The organism is Rhodococcus phenolicus (assembly GCF_001646785.1).
Taxonomy (GTDB): domain Bacteria; phylum Actinomycetota; class Actinomycetes; order Mycobacteriales; family Mycobacteriaceae; genus Rhodococcus; species Rhodococcus phenolicus.
Map to the genome: position 1 here is coordinate 42,070 of NZ_LRRH01000031.1, position 13,601 is coordinate 55,670.

15 protein-coding genes and 1 tRNA gene are annotated in these 13,601 nt (G+C 68.4%); 8 read left to right on the plus strand and 8 right to left on the minus strand.

Annotation, left to right across the window (positions count from 1 at the left end):
- Positions 1-4 precede the first annotated feature (4 nt).
- On the minus strand, positions 5-892 hold the full coding sequence (gene efeU, locus A8G15_RS09670; RefSeq protein WP_068158503.1) for an iron uptake transporter permease EfeU: 888 nt from the start codon (positions 890-892) through the stop codon (positions 5-7).
- Positions 893-1,108: 216 nt separating this feature from the next.
- Between efeU and A8G15_RS09675 the strand changes: the two genes are divergently transcribed.
- The 6 genes from A8G15_RS09675 (at position 1,109) to A8G15_RS09700 (ending at position 5,569) form a co-directional block, all read left to right on the plus strand.
- Positions 1,109-1,816: a lytic transglycosylase domain-containing protein gene (locus tag A8G15_RS09675; protein ID WP_068158638.1), complete on the plus strand. Its 708-nt coding sequence runs from the start codon at positions 1,109-1,111 to the stop codon at positions 1,814-1,816.
- Between the two features lie 105 nt (positions 1,817-1,921).
- Entirely contained in the window at positions 1,922-3,208 is a 1,287-nt protein-coding gene (gene eno, locus A8G15_RS09680; RefSeq protein WP_068158504.1) for a phosphopyruvate hydratase, read from the plus strand.
- A 10-nt stretch (positions 3,209-3,218) separates the two neighbouring features.
- Complete coding sequence (locus A8G15_RS32490) at positions 3,219-3,923, plus strand: FtsB family cell division protein (protein WP_068158505.1); 705 nt, start codon at positions 3,219-3,221, stop codon at positions 3,921-3,923.
- On the plus strand, positions 3,920-4,447 hold the full coding sequence (locus tag A8G15_RS09690; RefSeq protein WP_068158506.1) for a DUF501 domain-containing protein: 528 nt from the start codon (positions 3,920-3,922) through the stop codon (positions 4,445-4,447). The genes A8G15_RS32490 and A8G15_RS09690 overlap by 4 nt, the downstream gene beginning before the upstream one ends.
- Positions 4,444-5,391 carry a Ppx/GppA phosphatase family protein gene (locus A8G15_RS09695; protein ID WP_068158507.1) on the plus strand — a complete coding sequence of 316 codons (948 nt, stop codon included), beginning with the start codon at positions 4,444-4,446 and terminating at the stop codon, positions 5,389-5,391. Before A8G15_RS09690 ends, A8G15_RS09695 begins: the two co-directional genes overlap by 4 nt.
- A 104-nt stretch (positions 5,392-5,495) precedes the next feature.
- Positions 5,496-5,569, plus strand: a tRNA-Leu gene (locus tag A8G15_RS09700).
- A 61-nt stretch (positions 5,570-5,630) separates the two neighbouring features.
- On the opposite strand, the gene A8G15_RS09705 is transcribed toward A8G15_RS09700, so the two are convergent.
- From A8G15_RS09705 to A8G15_RS30555, 6 genes are all read right to left on the minus strand, one after another.
- Positions 5,631-5,990: a hypothetical protein gene (locus A8G15_RS09705; protein WP_068158640.1), complete on the minus strand. Its 360-nt coding sequence runs from the start codon at positions 5,988-5,990 to the stop codon at positions 5,631-5,633.
- A gap of 11 nt (positions 5,991-6,001) precedes the next feature.
- Positions 6,002-6,781: an FHA domain-containing protein gene (locus A8G15_RS09710; protein WP_068158508.1), complete on the minus strand. Its 780-nt coding sequence runs from the start codon at positions 6,779-6,781 to the stop codon at positions 6,002-6,004.
- Between the two features lie 137 nt (positions 6,782-6,918).
- Positions 6,919-8,586, minus strand: coding sequence for an esterase/lipase family protein (locus A8G15_RS09715; RefSeq protein ID WP_068158509.1), 1,668 nt, complete (start codon positions 8,584-8,586; stop codon positions 6,919-6,921).
- 343 nt (positions 8,587-8,929) lie between these two features.
- Positions 8,930-9,673, minus strand: a complete 744-nt coding sequence (locus A8G15_RS09720; RefSeq protein ID WP_068158510.1) for an FHA domain-containing protein — start codon at positions 9,671-9,673, stop codon at positions 8,930-8,932.
- A gap of 113 nt (positions 9,674-9,786) precedes the next feature.
- Positions 9,787-9,966, minus strand: coding sequence for a hypothetical protein (locus A8G15_RS09725; RefSeq protein WP_068158511.1), 180 nt, complete (start codon positions 9,964-9,966; stop codon positions 9,787-9,789).
- Positions 9,967-10,005: 39 nt separating this feature from the next.
- The gene (locus A8G15_RS30555; RefSeq protein WP_156665324.1) at positions 10,006-10,143 is read right to left on the minus strand and encodes a hypothetical protein; all 138 of its coding nucleotides are present in this window, start codon (positions 10,141-10,143) and stop codon (positions 10,006-10,008) included.
- A 256-nt stretch (positions 10,144-10,399) separates the two neighbouring features.
- On the opposite strand from A8G15_RS30555, the gene A8G15_RS09730 reads away from it, so the two are divergent.
- Positions 10,400-11,860, plus strand: coding sequence for a SulP family inorganic anion transporter (locus A8G15_RS09730; protein ID WP_068158512.1), 1,461 nt, complete (start codon positions 10,400-10,402; stop codon positions 11,858-11,860).
- 91 nt (positions 11,861-11,951) lie between these two features.
- Positions 11,952-13,352 carry a DUF4389 domain-containing protein gene (locus tag A8G15_RS09735; RefSeq protein WP_068158513.1) on the plus strand — a complete coding sequence of 467 codons (1,401 nt, stop codon included), beginning with the start codon at positions 11,952-11,954 and terminating at the stop codon, positions 13,350-13,352.
- On the opposite strand, the gene A8G15_RS09740 is transcribed toward A8G15_RS09735, so the two are convergent.
- Complete coding sequence (locus tag A8G15_RS09740; RefSeq protein ID WP_068158514.1) at positions 13,342-13,539, minus strand: CsbD family protein; 198 nt, start codon at positions 13,537-13,539, stop codon at positions 13,342-13,344. The two genes, A8G15_RS09735 and A8G15_RS09740, sit on opposite strands and share 11 nt — an antisense overlap.
- Positions 13,540-13,601: the final 62 nt, after the last annotated feature.

Below are 13,601 nucleotides of genomic sequence, written 5' to 3' on the forward strand. Positions count from 1 at the left end.
GAGCTCAGACGGTGGCGTGCTCGTCGGCCTCCGGGGCCCTGCTCGTGGCTGCGGCGGGGCGAAGGAACAGGAACAGGACGATCACCAGGTACGCCAGCCATGCGACGAACTGGAGCACCGTCGGGTCGGGGCGGACGTTGAGGATGCCGCCGAGGATCGTGCCGTACCAGCTGCCGGCGTCGTAGTGGGCGGTTGCGTCGAAGGCCAGGTTGCCGGCGCCCGGCAGGAGGCCGCCGATCTGCAGGGCGCGGACTCCGTAGGCGAGGATGCCGGCGGCCACGACCACGAGGAACACCCCGGTGAACTTGAAGAACTTGGCCATGTCGATCCGCACGGCACCGAGATACATCAGCACGGTGAGGACCGCGGCCGTGACGATGCCGAGGAGCAGGCCGATCAGCGGCCACGCACTGCCGGCGGCGTTCTCGGCGTATCCGACCATCAGCAGCGCCGTTTCGAGGCCTTCGCGGCCCACCGCGAAGAACGCCAGGGACAGGACCGCGGTCGGGCCGACGATCAGGGCCTTCTCCATCCCCGATCGGAGATCACCCGAGATCGAACGGGCCGCCTTGCGCATCCACAGCACCATGGCGGTGACGATGACGACGGCCACCAGGGACGCGATCCCCGCGGCGATCTCCGCGGCCAGGCCGTCGAGCGTGGACGTGCCGAAATGGATGACGAGGAACGTCGCGGCGACCATCGCGACGGCGATGCCCACACCGAGCCACACCCATTTCAACGCGTCACGCCGCTCGGCCTTGACGAGGAAGGCGACGAGAATCATCACGACGATGCCCGCTTCGAGGCCTTCCCGGAGTCCGATGAGGCCGGAGCCCACCAGTTGTGTGGCGATCGACGGGGCGCCGGACGCGGCGGCGAGCACGGGCATGGGTGGAACTCCAGGACGGTTAGGTGAGGCGAACCTCTTTCGTTGATGCGGTCCGAAACATACACCCGGCGTTGCCGTGAGCGGGAGGGCCTTTCGCACTTTTACCTGGGCTTTAGGAATGTTGTGCAAGATGGACGTGTGCACCCGACCGTGAGGTACCCGCCCCCGCCGCGGCCCGTGCGCCGCCGCTCGCTGTGGCCGCGGTTCCTCTTCGGGATGCTCGCGGCAGTGGTGCTCGTCGCCGGCGCCGTCTCGATCCTGACGCCGGACGAGCCGCCGATCCCGATTCCGGACGGTGTCCCGCCGGTCCCGGGGACTCCCGTGCCGGAGATCGACGTGGACGCGCCCGGCCGCAGCGCAGCGCAGCTGCGGGACTGGGCGCAGCCGCAGGCCGAGACGCTGGGGATCCCCGTCGTCGCACTCGAGGCGTACGGGCATGCCGCCGCCGTGCTGGCGCGCAGCCGCCCGGACTGCGGACTCGCGTGGACCACACTCGCCGGGATCGGCAGCGTCGAGAGCGGACACGGCCGGCACGGCGGCGCCTCCGCCGACGAGAACGGCACCGTCGCGCCGCCCATCCGCGGGGTCCCGCTCGACGGTGGTCCGGGCCTCGCCGAGATCCGCGACACCGACGGCGGCCGGCTCGACGGCGACCCGGTCCTCGACCGGGCGATGGGCCCGCTGCAGTTCATCCCCGAGACGTGGACGCGGTGGGCCACCGACGCGAACGGTGACGGTGTCGCCGACCCCGACAACATCGACGACGCCGCGCTCACCGCGGGGCTGTACCTGTGCGAGCGCGGCGGTGACCTCACCACCGCGGAGGGCTGGACGGCGGCGCTGATCGCCTACAACCATTCGGCCGACTACATGGCGCTGGTCCGCGACCGTGCCGCCGCCTACGGCGTCGGTGTACGGCCCTGATCCCGGCTCCCGGGCGAGTGGTGCCTCGTGCCCAGGTGGGGACCGTTAGGCTGTTCCCAGCGTGCAGACCCCGCAGCGTGAAGTCCATCGAAGGAGAATCAGCCAGTGGCCATCATTGAGCAGGTAGGAGCCCGCGAAATCCTCGACTCCCGGGGCAACCCCACGGTCGAGGTCGAGGTGCTGCTCGACGACGGAAGTTTCGCTCGCGCTGCGGTGCCGTCCGGTGCGTCCACCGGTGAGCACGAGGCGGTCGAGCTGCGCGACGGTGGCGACCGCTACCTGGGCAAGGGTGTCGAGCAGGCCGTCGAGGCGGTCCTCGGCGAGATCGCGCCGGCCATCATCGGCCTCGACGCCACCGAACAGCGCACCGTCGACCAGGCGCTGCTCGACACCGACGGCACCCCCGACAAGGGCCGTCTCGGCGCGAACGCCCTGCTGGGCGCGTCCCTCGCGGTGGCCAAGGCCGGCGCCGAGTCGTCCGGTCTGGAGCTGTTCCGCTACGTCGGCGGCCCGAACGCCCACATCCTGCCGGTGCCGATGATGAACATCCTCAACGGCGGCGCCCACGCCGACACCGGTGTCGACGTGCAGGAGTTCATGGTCGCGCCGATCGGCGCCCCCACCTTCAAGGAGTCCCTGCGCTGGGGCACCGAGGTGTACCACTCGCTCAAGTCGGTCCTCAAGAGCAAGGGTCTGGCCACCGGTCTCGGTGACGAGGGTGGCTTCGCGCCCGACGTCGCCGGCACCAAGGAAGCGCTCGACCTCATCAGCGAGGCCATCGCCAAGACCGGCCTGGCACTCGGCTCGGATGTCGCGCTGGCGCTCGACGTCGCCGCCACCGAGTTCTACACCGACGGCACCGGTTACAAGTTCGAGGGCAAGATTCGCACCGCCGACGAGCTCGCCGATTTCTACAACGAGCTGCTCGCCGCCTACCCGCTGGTCTCCATCGAGGACCCGCTCAGCGAGGACGACTGGGAGGGCTGGGTCGCGCTGACCGAGAAGCTCGGCAACAAGCTGCAGCTCGTCGGTGACGATCTGTTCGTCACCAACCCGGAGCGTCTCGAGGAGGGCATCGTCAAGGGTGCCGCCAACGCGCTGCTGGTGAAGGTGAACCAGATCGGCACGCTCACCGAGACCCTCGACGCCGTCGATCTCGCGCACCGCAACGGCTACAAGACGATGATGAGCCACCGGTCCGGCGAGACCGAGGACACCACCATCGCCGACCTCGCGGTCGCTGTCGGCAGCGGCCAGATCAAGACCGGCGCCCCGGCCCGCTCGGAGCGCGTCGCGAAGTACAACCAGCTGCTGCGCATCGAGGAGTCGCTCGGCGACGCCGCCCGGTACGCCGGTGAGCTGGCCTTCCCGCGTTTCAACCCCGAGGCCTGACCGGAGCGGTATGAGTCAGCGCGGTAGATCCCGGCCCGGCGCCCGGCGCACACGTTCCGAGGGTGCGGTGGGTTCGCGGCGGCCCAGCCGGTCCCGTCAGGCGGGGTCTACCGCATCGTCCGATCCGGCAGCCGAGTCGGCGGGTGCGCGCCCGGCAGGGCGCGAAGACCCCGTCACCTCGGCGCCGGGCCGCGGCCGGGGTTCCGCCAACCGGGCCCGGCCCACCCGTGTCGGGGTCCCCCGCGAGTCCCGGAAACCCCGCACCGAACGCACGTTCCTGGGATTGTCCACCGGGCGTGCCGTCGTGCTCGCTCTCGTCGTGTGCGGCCTGGCGCTGACCCTCGCGATGCCCTTGCGCACGTATGTCGGTCAGCGAGCCGAAGCGGACCGCGTCGAGGCCCAGCGCATCGAGCTCGAGCAGGAGATCGCTGCGTTGCGTGAGGAGAAGGCGCACATCGAGGACCCGGCGTGGATCCGCGCGCAGGCCCGTGAACGCCTCCGGTTCGTGATGCCCGGCGACACCCCGTACCAGGTGCAGCTGCCCGGCGACGGTCAGCGTGTCGACGACGAGAAGATCGAGGAACGTCCCTCCACCGGCGCGTGGTACAGCGACCTGTGGCGGTCGGTGTCCGAACCGCCGCCCGAACCCGAGCCCGACCCGGTGCCGCGGCAGATGCCCGTGGCACCCCCAGAAGCAGGAGAACCGACCGGGTGACCGATCCCGTCGCACAGTCCGACCTCGACGCCGTCGCCGCCCAGCTCGGGCGCACCCCGCGCGGTGTCCTCGCCATCGCCTACCGCAGTCCCGACGGCGCGCCCGGTGTGGTCAAGACCGCACCGAAGCTGCCGGACGGCACGCCGTTTCCCACCCTGTACTACCTGACCGATCCGCGGCTGACCGCGGAGGCGAGCCGTCAGGAATCCGCGGGGGTGATGCGGGAGATGACCGAGCGTCTCGGCACCGACCCCGAACTCGCCGCGGCCTACCGCCGCGCCCACGAGGCGTATCTCGCCGAGCGGGACGCGATCGAATCGCTCGGCACCGATTTCACCGGCGGCGGCATGCCGGACCGGGTCAAGTGCCTGCACGTGCTCATCGCGCACTCGCTCGCGAAGGGGCCGGGCGTCAACCCGTTCGGTGACGAATCGGTCGCCCTGGCCGCCGACGCCGGGCTGCGCGGCACCGCAATCCCCGCGGACTGGCCCACCTACGCCGAGTTGCGGGGAGTGTCCGAGTGAACCGTGTCGCCGCGATCGACTGCGGGACCAATTCGATCCGCCTGCTGATCGCCGACATCGGCGCCGACGGCCACCTCACCGACGTGACGCGGCTGATGCGGGTCGTGCGGCTCGGACAGGGCGTGGACGCCACCGGCCTGCTCGCCCCCGAAGCGATCGAACGCACCCGCGTGGCGCTCACCGAATACGCGGATCTCATCCGTGAGACCGGGGCGAGCGCCGTACGCATGGTCGCCACCTCCGCGACCCGCGACGCCGGCAACCGCGAGGACTTCTTCTCGATGACCCGCGAGGTGCTCGGCGCCGTGATTCCGGGTGCGGAGGCCGAGGTGATCACCGGTGACGAGGAAGCCCGCCTGTCGTTCACCGGTGCCGTCGGCGAACTCGACTCGGCGCGTGGACCTTTCGTCGTCGTCGACCTCGGCGGCGGATCCACCGAGATCGTGCTCGGAGACGCCTCTGGTGTGCACGCCGCGTATTCCACCGACATCGGGTGCGTGCGGCTCACCGAACGGTGCCTGCACGACGACCCGCCCACCGCGGAGCAGATCGCCGAGGCACGCTCGGTCGCGCGGGAGAAGATCGTGGAGGCGCTCGCTCACGTGCCCGTCGAGCAGGCCCGCACCTGGGTCGGCGTCGCGGGCACGATGACCACGCTGTCGGCGATCGCGCAGGACCTCGACGAGTACGACCCCGAGCGGGTGCACCTGTCGACCGTCGGGTTCGACCGGCTCCGGCAGGTGTGCGACACGCTGCTCGGGCAGACGCACGACGAGCGCGCCGCCCACGGTCCGATGCATCCGGGACGGGTCGACGTGATCGGTGGAGGTGCCATCGTCACGACGGTCCTCGCCGACGAGTTCGGCTCCCGTGCCGGGATCACGGAGCTGATCGTGAGCGAGCACGACATCCTCGACGGGATCGCGATGTCGGTGGTGCGGTAACGAAGGAGCATCGTCGCCGAGGCGGTACGCGCGCTCGAGGTCGCCGGGTGCGCCGGTTAGGGTGTGAGACGGTGCCGTGGCCGAGCCTGCTCGGTCGCGGCGGCGCCCCCATAGCCCAATTGGCAGAGGCAGCGGACTTAAAATCCGCCGAGTGTCGGTTCGAGTCCGACTGGGGGCACAGCCGGGTCGATCGGCGCGACGCCGTTCGCCGCGACGAGATTCACGAGTTCGGCACGTGCTCAGAGTCCGAGGACGCGCAGGACGGGGGAGCCGAGTGCGCCCAACCATCCGGCGAGAGCGACCAGCGGGCGATGGACGGCCGATTCCGCCGCAGCCACCGCGGTGACCGTTCGCGCGATCTGCATCAGCCGGGTCGCGATGTGTCCGCGGTCGGGATCGCGTTGCCTCAGTTCCCGTCCGATGTCGTCGGCGTCGCGCGCGCTCTCGCCGAGACCGAGCGTGCGCAGTGCCCGCGCGAGCTCGCCGGCGGACGCGGTCGCCTCGGGGTGGGTGAACGAAACATGTTGGCCGCCATGGATCGTCTGGTCGCCCGCGACGTTGTTGATCGCTCCGTGTTGTGAGCCGATGTTGAAAACCATGGCGTGTCCTTTCATCTCGCCGCGTTCGCGTTCCACGGATAGCGCGGGTCGGTGTCGACACGCCGTACCCGGGCGGCCGCGACGATCCACAGGATCAGCCCGACGACCAGTACGAACTGCCCGACGAACGCGATCATGAAGAAGATCGGCCCGACCGGGCCGAACCCGGCGTCCGGTCCGAACAGCGCGAAACTGTCGGGTTCGATGCCCGTCTCGAAGCCGGTGCTCAGGCTTCCCATGGCGTCGACGACGAACCATGCGTAGCCCAGCGCCCCGATGAACACCATCGCGAGCCCGGTCCAGAACACGAACCGCGCCCGGGTTCTCGACGCCGCGATCTTCCGCAGGAAACTCTCGCGTTGCTGGACGATGCTGTTGTACTGATTGTGGCCGACGTTGTTCACGTGCCCGGCGTGCTGCTGTCCCACCTCGAATCGGGCCGGTGGCGGGCGTGGTGTGTCGACCCGCGGGAGCAGTGCCGTCGCGTCCGCCGACACGAGCCGCGCGTCGACGCAGCCGAACGTGACGAGCTCTCCGCCGTGCAGCTCGCGGGGACCGTGCAGTCGCTCGCCGCCGATCCAGGTGCCGTTCGCCGATCCGAGGTCCTCGACGATGACGCGGCCGTCCCGGCAGTCGATCGCGGCGTGATGCCCGCTGATGTATCGGTCGTCGATCCGCAGGTCGGCGGAGGTGCCTCTTCCGAGGAGGTGCCGTCCCGGTCCGAGTTGCAGGACGGTTCCGGCCAGGGCGGGAGGCCCGACGATCGTCATGGACAGTGTGGAGGTTTCCATGACACGAGCCTGGCAACGCAGCGCCTGGAGCGCACGAGTACACGGGTACCTGGATTCGGGGTGACCGCCTGTGCGCCCACGCGTGCGGGGCCGGCGACGGTTCGTCGGGTGGTCTCGGGACGGGCCGGGGCGAGGACTCACACGGGAATCGGTCCGAACTCCCGGTCGGTCACGTCGACGACCAGATGCGCTGTCTCCCCGAAGATGGGAAGCTGCCGCCCCTTGTCGGGTAGGGGGATCGTGAACTTCCAGGTTCCCGCGCCGTCCAGGAGCGTGGAGGCCTGTCGGTCGCGTCGTGCCGCGTTGTCCAGTCCCCGGGCGATAGGGTCGAATCGATCGAGCTCCCCGCCCACCTCGGAGCTCCACGCCGCGTAGGCAGCGAGGCCGTTTCCCGTCGCATCGGACTTCACGTCGACGATCAGCGTGTCCGCCCAGTCGAAGACCTGCTCGAGATGATTCCGGAAATCGAAGAGGTGATCCTTCTCGACGAGTTTGGCCACCCGCAGGGTCAAGCTGTATCGCGCGAGTCCTCCGTGCGCGACCTGGGTGTCGTTCTCGCGGGCCAGGGCGACGGGGTCCATCAGGAAAGTGCCCACCAACGGCACCGGATGGTCGGGGCTGTCCTGCAGCTTGGTCATTTCCTGGTCGAGCTGGATGGGGCAGTAGTGGTCGGCGCGTTGTTCGGTCAGCATCACGGGCAGTCCCCGGATGGTGAGTCGCATATCGGCCTGCCACGCCACCCGGTCGCCTGTCCCGTTGTCGACCGGTACGCGGGGCAATCCCTCGAGTCCGATCCTGATGCCCCAGCGGCCGAACAGGAACCGGCGCAGACTCTGATATCCCTCCTCGGAATTGACCTCTCCGTACCGGCCCGAGTGCGAGCGGTACACGAAGGCCCGGTGGGCCTTCCTGATGTAGGCATTGTCGATCCGGACCAGACCGTCGCTCCTGGGTCCGACGATCGACCGGGCGATACCGTAATCCTTGGCGTTCGTGCCGATCAGGCAGAACACATTGTCGGTGTCCAGCGAATCGGCGAGATCCTTCGGATCGAACGACTTCTTGGGTTTGGCGCCGAACTTCACGCCCGGTGTGAGGTAGCCGTACATCTTCGCCGGGGCGAAGACGTCCGAACCGGCCGGGCCGACGGCCTCCTCGAACCAGTTGATCGGGCCTGCGTCGAAGACGATGCCGCCGTGAGGCGTTCCGTACGTGAAGAACTTGTCGACGAGGTTCCGCGCCTCGATCCGAGGGCCGGTGCGACCGGTGTGCTTCCTGGTCTCGCGCTCTCGGCAGATCTTCTGCATCATGCAGCGTGCCACCAGACCTCCCATCGAATGCGCAACGAGGATCACCTTTTCCGCATTCGTCTTGAGCCGGACGAGGGCGATCAGGTCGTACAGGCCGAGTGCAGCGTCCTCGATGTCGAAGCCGTCCACCGTGACCTGCCGGCGAATCGTGGACAGGATCTTCCGGAGAATGTTCTGCCGGGGTAGGGTCGCGAACGTCGTCGCCGCCCGATCGTAGAACCGGTACACCCAGATCGAGTTCGACGCGACCGTGCCGTCCTGTGCGCGCTGCAGGTAGGCGCTCTGGTCGCCGCGCACCAGCAGTTGATAGTCCTCGTCGATGAGCAGACGCAGCATCGGCCCCTCGAACTGGTAGAAGCGCGGGTCGCCGTCGCCGTTCACACGGATGTGGGTGGCTCCTTCGTTGAACCCGTAGAACGGATCGTCGACCTGGGCGTCGACGCCGGCCGTGGCACCGGCGTAACCGCGGATGTAGATGATCGGATAGTGCTGCATGCCTCGATACCCCACTTCCGTCCGGGTGCTGCGATGCCGGCGGAATCCGGGTGTGCACCAGGATCGCCGGTGCAGAGGGTGTTTCCTCTTCCGGCCAGGAACCTACGTGCTCCCGTCGGGGGCGGTCCCCCGAACAACCCGAAGTGCGGAAATCGATACGCGGTCAATGTCCGTTCGGGACAGGTCACAGAAAGTCCGGTCTCCATCGTGATACATCCGTGTCGCAGTCGCCGCAGCGTCATCGAATGCGGGCGAACGTGCTCGACATCAGCCGCGACGCGACGGCCGGCGCGGATGTGACGCCGCCGAAATGACGTGTCCACCAAGGAGTACGCGGTAGATCTCACTCCGGGGCGTGTGCATTCCATGGGTAGCGCGGGTCGGTGTCCACCCGCCGAACGTGGGCGGCGGCGATGACCCACAGGATCGACCCGAGGATCAGCACGAACTGACCGACGAATCCGACCATGACGAAGATGGGGCCGACCGGACCCAGAACGGTGTCCGGCGCGAATGCCGGGAACTCGTCCTCCACCGTGGCCGACTGCAACGAGATGTTCTGCTCGTCCGTTCCTCCCGCGAGGAACCAGCTGCACCCGAACGCTCCGACGGACACCATCGTGAACCCGACCCAGAACACGAACCGGGCCCACGACCGTGCCGCGGTGACCTCGCGCAGGAAACGTCGACGCTGCTGGACGTAGCTGTCGTACCGGTTGCGACCGGCGTCGTATCCGGCCGGGGGCGGTCGCGGGTTCTCGTGGATCCGGGGGAGCGGTTCGCCGATCTGCTCGAGCAGGACCTTGACCCGGCCGAACGTGACGATGTCACCGTCGTGCACCTCACGGGCACCGCGCAGGCGCTCGCCGCGCACCCAGGTCCCGTGGGACGACCCGAGATCCTCGACGACGACCCGGTCGCCGAAGCGGTCGATCGTCGCGTGACGTCCATCGAGCCGATGATCGTCGATCTGCAGATCGGCGCAGGCGTCACACCCGAGGACCTGCCGTCCCGGTCCGACACGCAGGACGGTTCCGGAGAGTGTCGGCGGTCCGACGATCGTCATCGACAAGGTTTCGGTGTCCATGACGAAAGTCTTGCAACGCAGCGGCCGATGAACACGAGTACGCGAGTACCTGGATCCGTGCGGGATTTTCCGCCCGTCGCACGAGTACTACACCGAGAGCCGGAGCACGCCGGTCACTCGTCGTCGGGTCCGGGCAGTTCCTGCCAGTCGCCGTCCACCTGTTCCTCGAGAATCCACGTCCCCAGCTCCGCGCGGGGATGAGTGGTGGCCCACGCGTGGGCTTCGTCGGTGGTGCGGAACGACTGGGCGTCGATGACGCCGCCGTGCCCGTCGACCAGTCGGAAGTGTTTCATGTATTCCCCAGGGGTGCCGAAGAATTCCGGTGACGACGGTCAAGGGCGCGAGGAGAACAGTCCTTCGTAGCTCGGGGCGATCTGCGGCTGCGGCTGCGGGGTCTCGGGCAGCTGTTCGTCGTCCGGGTTGCTCGGCTGCAGGAACAGCGGACCGGAGAATTCGGTGTCGTTGCTCATAGCGTCCTTCTTTCGGGTGCGGCGCGGTACAACCGGCCATCGCGGGGTCGAGAAAGATCCGCGACCGGATGGAGACGTGCCAGGTGGTTCTCGGATGGTCGCGTGCTGCTCGGATGGTGGTTGTGGACCATGGGAGCGCCGCCGACCTCGAACGCTCGATGCGAGCTGCTCGATGTGCCCACACTACACGTTGCGGCGATTCACACCAGAGCGACACGAGACCGAACACTCCGAGTCGCGCGCCTAGACTTCTCCGGTGCAAACCGTGCTCGAAACCCTGCGATCCCCGCGACGCCTCACCACCGAGATCCTCGCCGGTCTGGTGACGTCCCTGGCGCTGATTCCGGAGGTCGTGTCGTTCGCCGTGATCGCCGGGGTGGATCCGAAAGTCGCCCTGTACACCTCGTGCATCATGGCGATGACGATCGCGTTCGTCGGAGGCCGCCCCGCGATGGTCTCGGCCGCGGCGGGCGCGACCGCTCTGGTGATCGCCCCGCTCGTCGCGTCGCACGGACTCGACTACCTCATCGCCGCAGTGTGGCTCGCCGGGGCACTGCAGATCGTGCTGGCCGTCGCCGGGGTGGCGAAACTCATGCGGTTCATTCCGAGGTCGGTGATGATCGGTTTCGTCAACGCGCTGGCGATCCTCATCTTCACCGCGCAGCTGCGGCACCTGTTCGACGTGCCGTGGGCGGTGTACCCGCTCGTCGCCGCCGGCATCGCGATGATCGTGTTCATCCCGAAGCTCACCACCGCGGTGCCCGCCGCGCTGATCGCCATCGTCGTGCTCACCGGAATCGTGGTGCTGTTCGGCCTCGACGTGCCCGACGTCGCCGACCAGGGCGAGCTGCCCGGTGGATTCCCGACGTGGATGATCCCCGACGTGCCGCTGACCACCGAGACGCTGCAGATCGTCGCGCCGTACGCGGTGGGGCTCGCGCTCGTCGGGCTCATGGAGTCGCTGATGACCGCGAAACTCGTCGACGACCTGACCGACAGCCACTCCGACAAGACCCGCGAGGCGTGGGGGCAGGGCGTCGCGAACTGGGCCGGCGCGCTGTTCGGTGGCATGGGCGGCTGCGCGATGATCGGGCAGACGATGATCAACGTCAAGGAAGGTCGCGCCCGGACCCGCATCTCGACATTCCTCGCCGGGCTGTTCCTGCTGGTGCTGTGCGTGACCGTCGGCGAGATCGTCGGTGCCATCCCGATGGCCGCGCTCGTCGCGGTGATGCTGGTGATCGCCGTCACCACCCTCGACTGGCACAGCATCGCCCCGCGCACCCTGAAACTGATGCCGCTCAGCGAAACTCTCGTCATGGTCGTGACGGTGGCGCTGACCCTGCTCACCGACAATCTCGCGATCGGTGTGGTGGCGGGTGTGCTGACGGCGATGGTCGCGTTCGCGCGGCGGGTCGCCCACATGACCCGCGTGCACACCGCCGACGCCGACGGTGTCCGCACCTACCGGGTCTCCGGGGAACTGTTCTGGGCGTCGAGCAACGACCTGGTGTACCGGTTCGACTACGCGAACGACCCCGACGAGATCGTCATCGATCTCACCGACGCCGAAGTCTGGGACGCCTCCACCGTCGCGACCTTCGATTCGGTGCAGCACAAGTACGCCGAGCGTGGAAAGAACGCGCGGATCGTCGGGCTGGACGGCGCGAGCCTGCGCCGGCTGGAACTACTGTCGGGCAAACTCGACGTGTCCTGACCGGGCCGCGCCGCCGATATGCCTTGTTCGGGGCGTTCGCGGCGGGCTACGGTGGACGGGCCTGCGCGTGCGTCGAACCGGGAGGTCGATCATGAAGGCCGGCAGAGTCGTCCTGCTCGTGGTGGGCGTTTTGATGTCGATGCTCGGTCTGGCCCTGCTCACCGCCGCCGCGTTCCTCGGCTGGGCGACCGTGTTCCAACGCGACAACGGCTACTTCACGACGCCGACGGAGCGCTACCGCACCGACACCGCGGCGCTGGTGTCCCAACGTATCGATCTGGTCGTGGACGAGAACATGCCTGCGGGGTTCGGGCCGGACGATCTCGGCCGGATCCTGCTGCGCGGCACCGCGGCCGACCCCGGCCGCGAGGTGTTCCTCGGTATCGCGCGGCAGGCAGACGTCGACGGCTACCTGGACGGGGTCGCGCGCACCGAACTCGACGACCTCGACTTCTATCCGTTCCGTCCCGGGTACCGGCAGATTCCCGGGACCGCACAGCCGGCTCCGCCCGGGGACCAGACGTTCTGGTCCGCGTCGGCATCCGGACCCGGCACGCAGGAACTTCGCTGGGACTTCCAGGACGGCAACTGGACGATCGTCGTGATGAACGCGGATGCCGCGCCGGGGATCCGCGTGGATCTCGCTGCGGGAGTGAATCTTCCGATCCTCGGCACGCTCGCCCTGTGGTGCCTGATCGGGGCGCTGGTGCTGCTGGTGATCGGTGTGCCTCTGATCGTGCTCGGAGCGGTCGGGCTGGGCAGGCACCTGCCGCCCCCGGCGCACGCGCCACCGCCGGTGGCCGCCGTTCCGGGGCTCTACCCCGTGACCGTGCGCGGCGATCTCGATCCGCCGTCGCGGTGGCTGTGGCTCGTCAAGTGGTTGCTGGCGATCCCGCATTTCATCGTGCTGATCTTCCTCGCGGTCGCGCATTTCGTGACGACCGTGATCGCGGGATTCGCGATCCTGTTCACGGCCCGGTATCCGCGCGCCCTGTTCGACTTCAACGTCGGCGTGATGCGGTGGTGGTGGCGCGTGTCGTTCTACACGTACTCGGCGCTGGGCACCGACCGCTATCCGCCGTTCACGTTGCACCGCACGGACTATCCGGCCGACTTCGACGTCGAGTATCCGGAACGACTCTCCCGCGGCCTGGTGCTGGTCAAGTGGTGGTTGCTGGCCATACCGCACTATCTGATCCTGACCGTGCTGGTCGTCGGCGGGTCGGCGTGGGCGAGCGGCGACCTGGACGGCCCTGCCGTGTACTACTCCTGGTCGCTGCTGGGAATCCTGGTGCTCGTCGCGGCGGTCGCGCTGTTGTTCACCGGCAGCTATCCCCGCGGTCTGTTCGACCTGGTGGTGGGAATCAACCGGTGGGCGTACCGGGTATGGGCGTACGCGGCGTTGATGCGCGACGAGTACCCGCCGTTCCGGCTCGACCAGGGGCCGCGCGATCACGCGGCCCCGGAGCCGGAGCATCGGGTCACTTCTTGAACGAATCCTTCACGTCGTCCACGGCGTCGGTCACCTTGTCGCCGGCCTTCTTCAGACCGCTCGACGCCTGGTCGTTCTTGCCTTCGTCTTCGAGGGCGCGGTCACCGGTCGCCTTGCCGGTGTGTTCCTTCGTCTTGCCCGCGAGCTCCTCTGCCTTGTGCTTCGCCTTGTCGATGAAGTCGGCCACGAATCCTCCTCGGGTGCGTGATCACGGGTTGTGATCGCTCAGCGAGGACGTACCCATGCTCC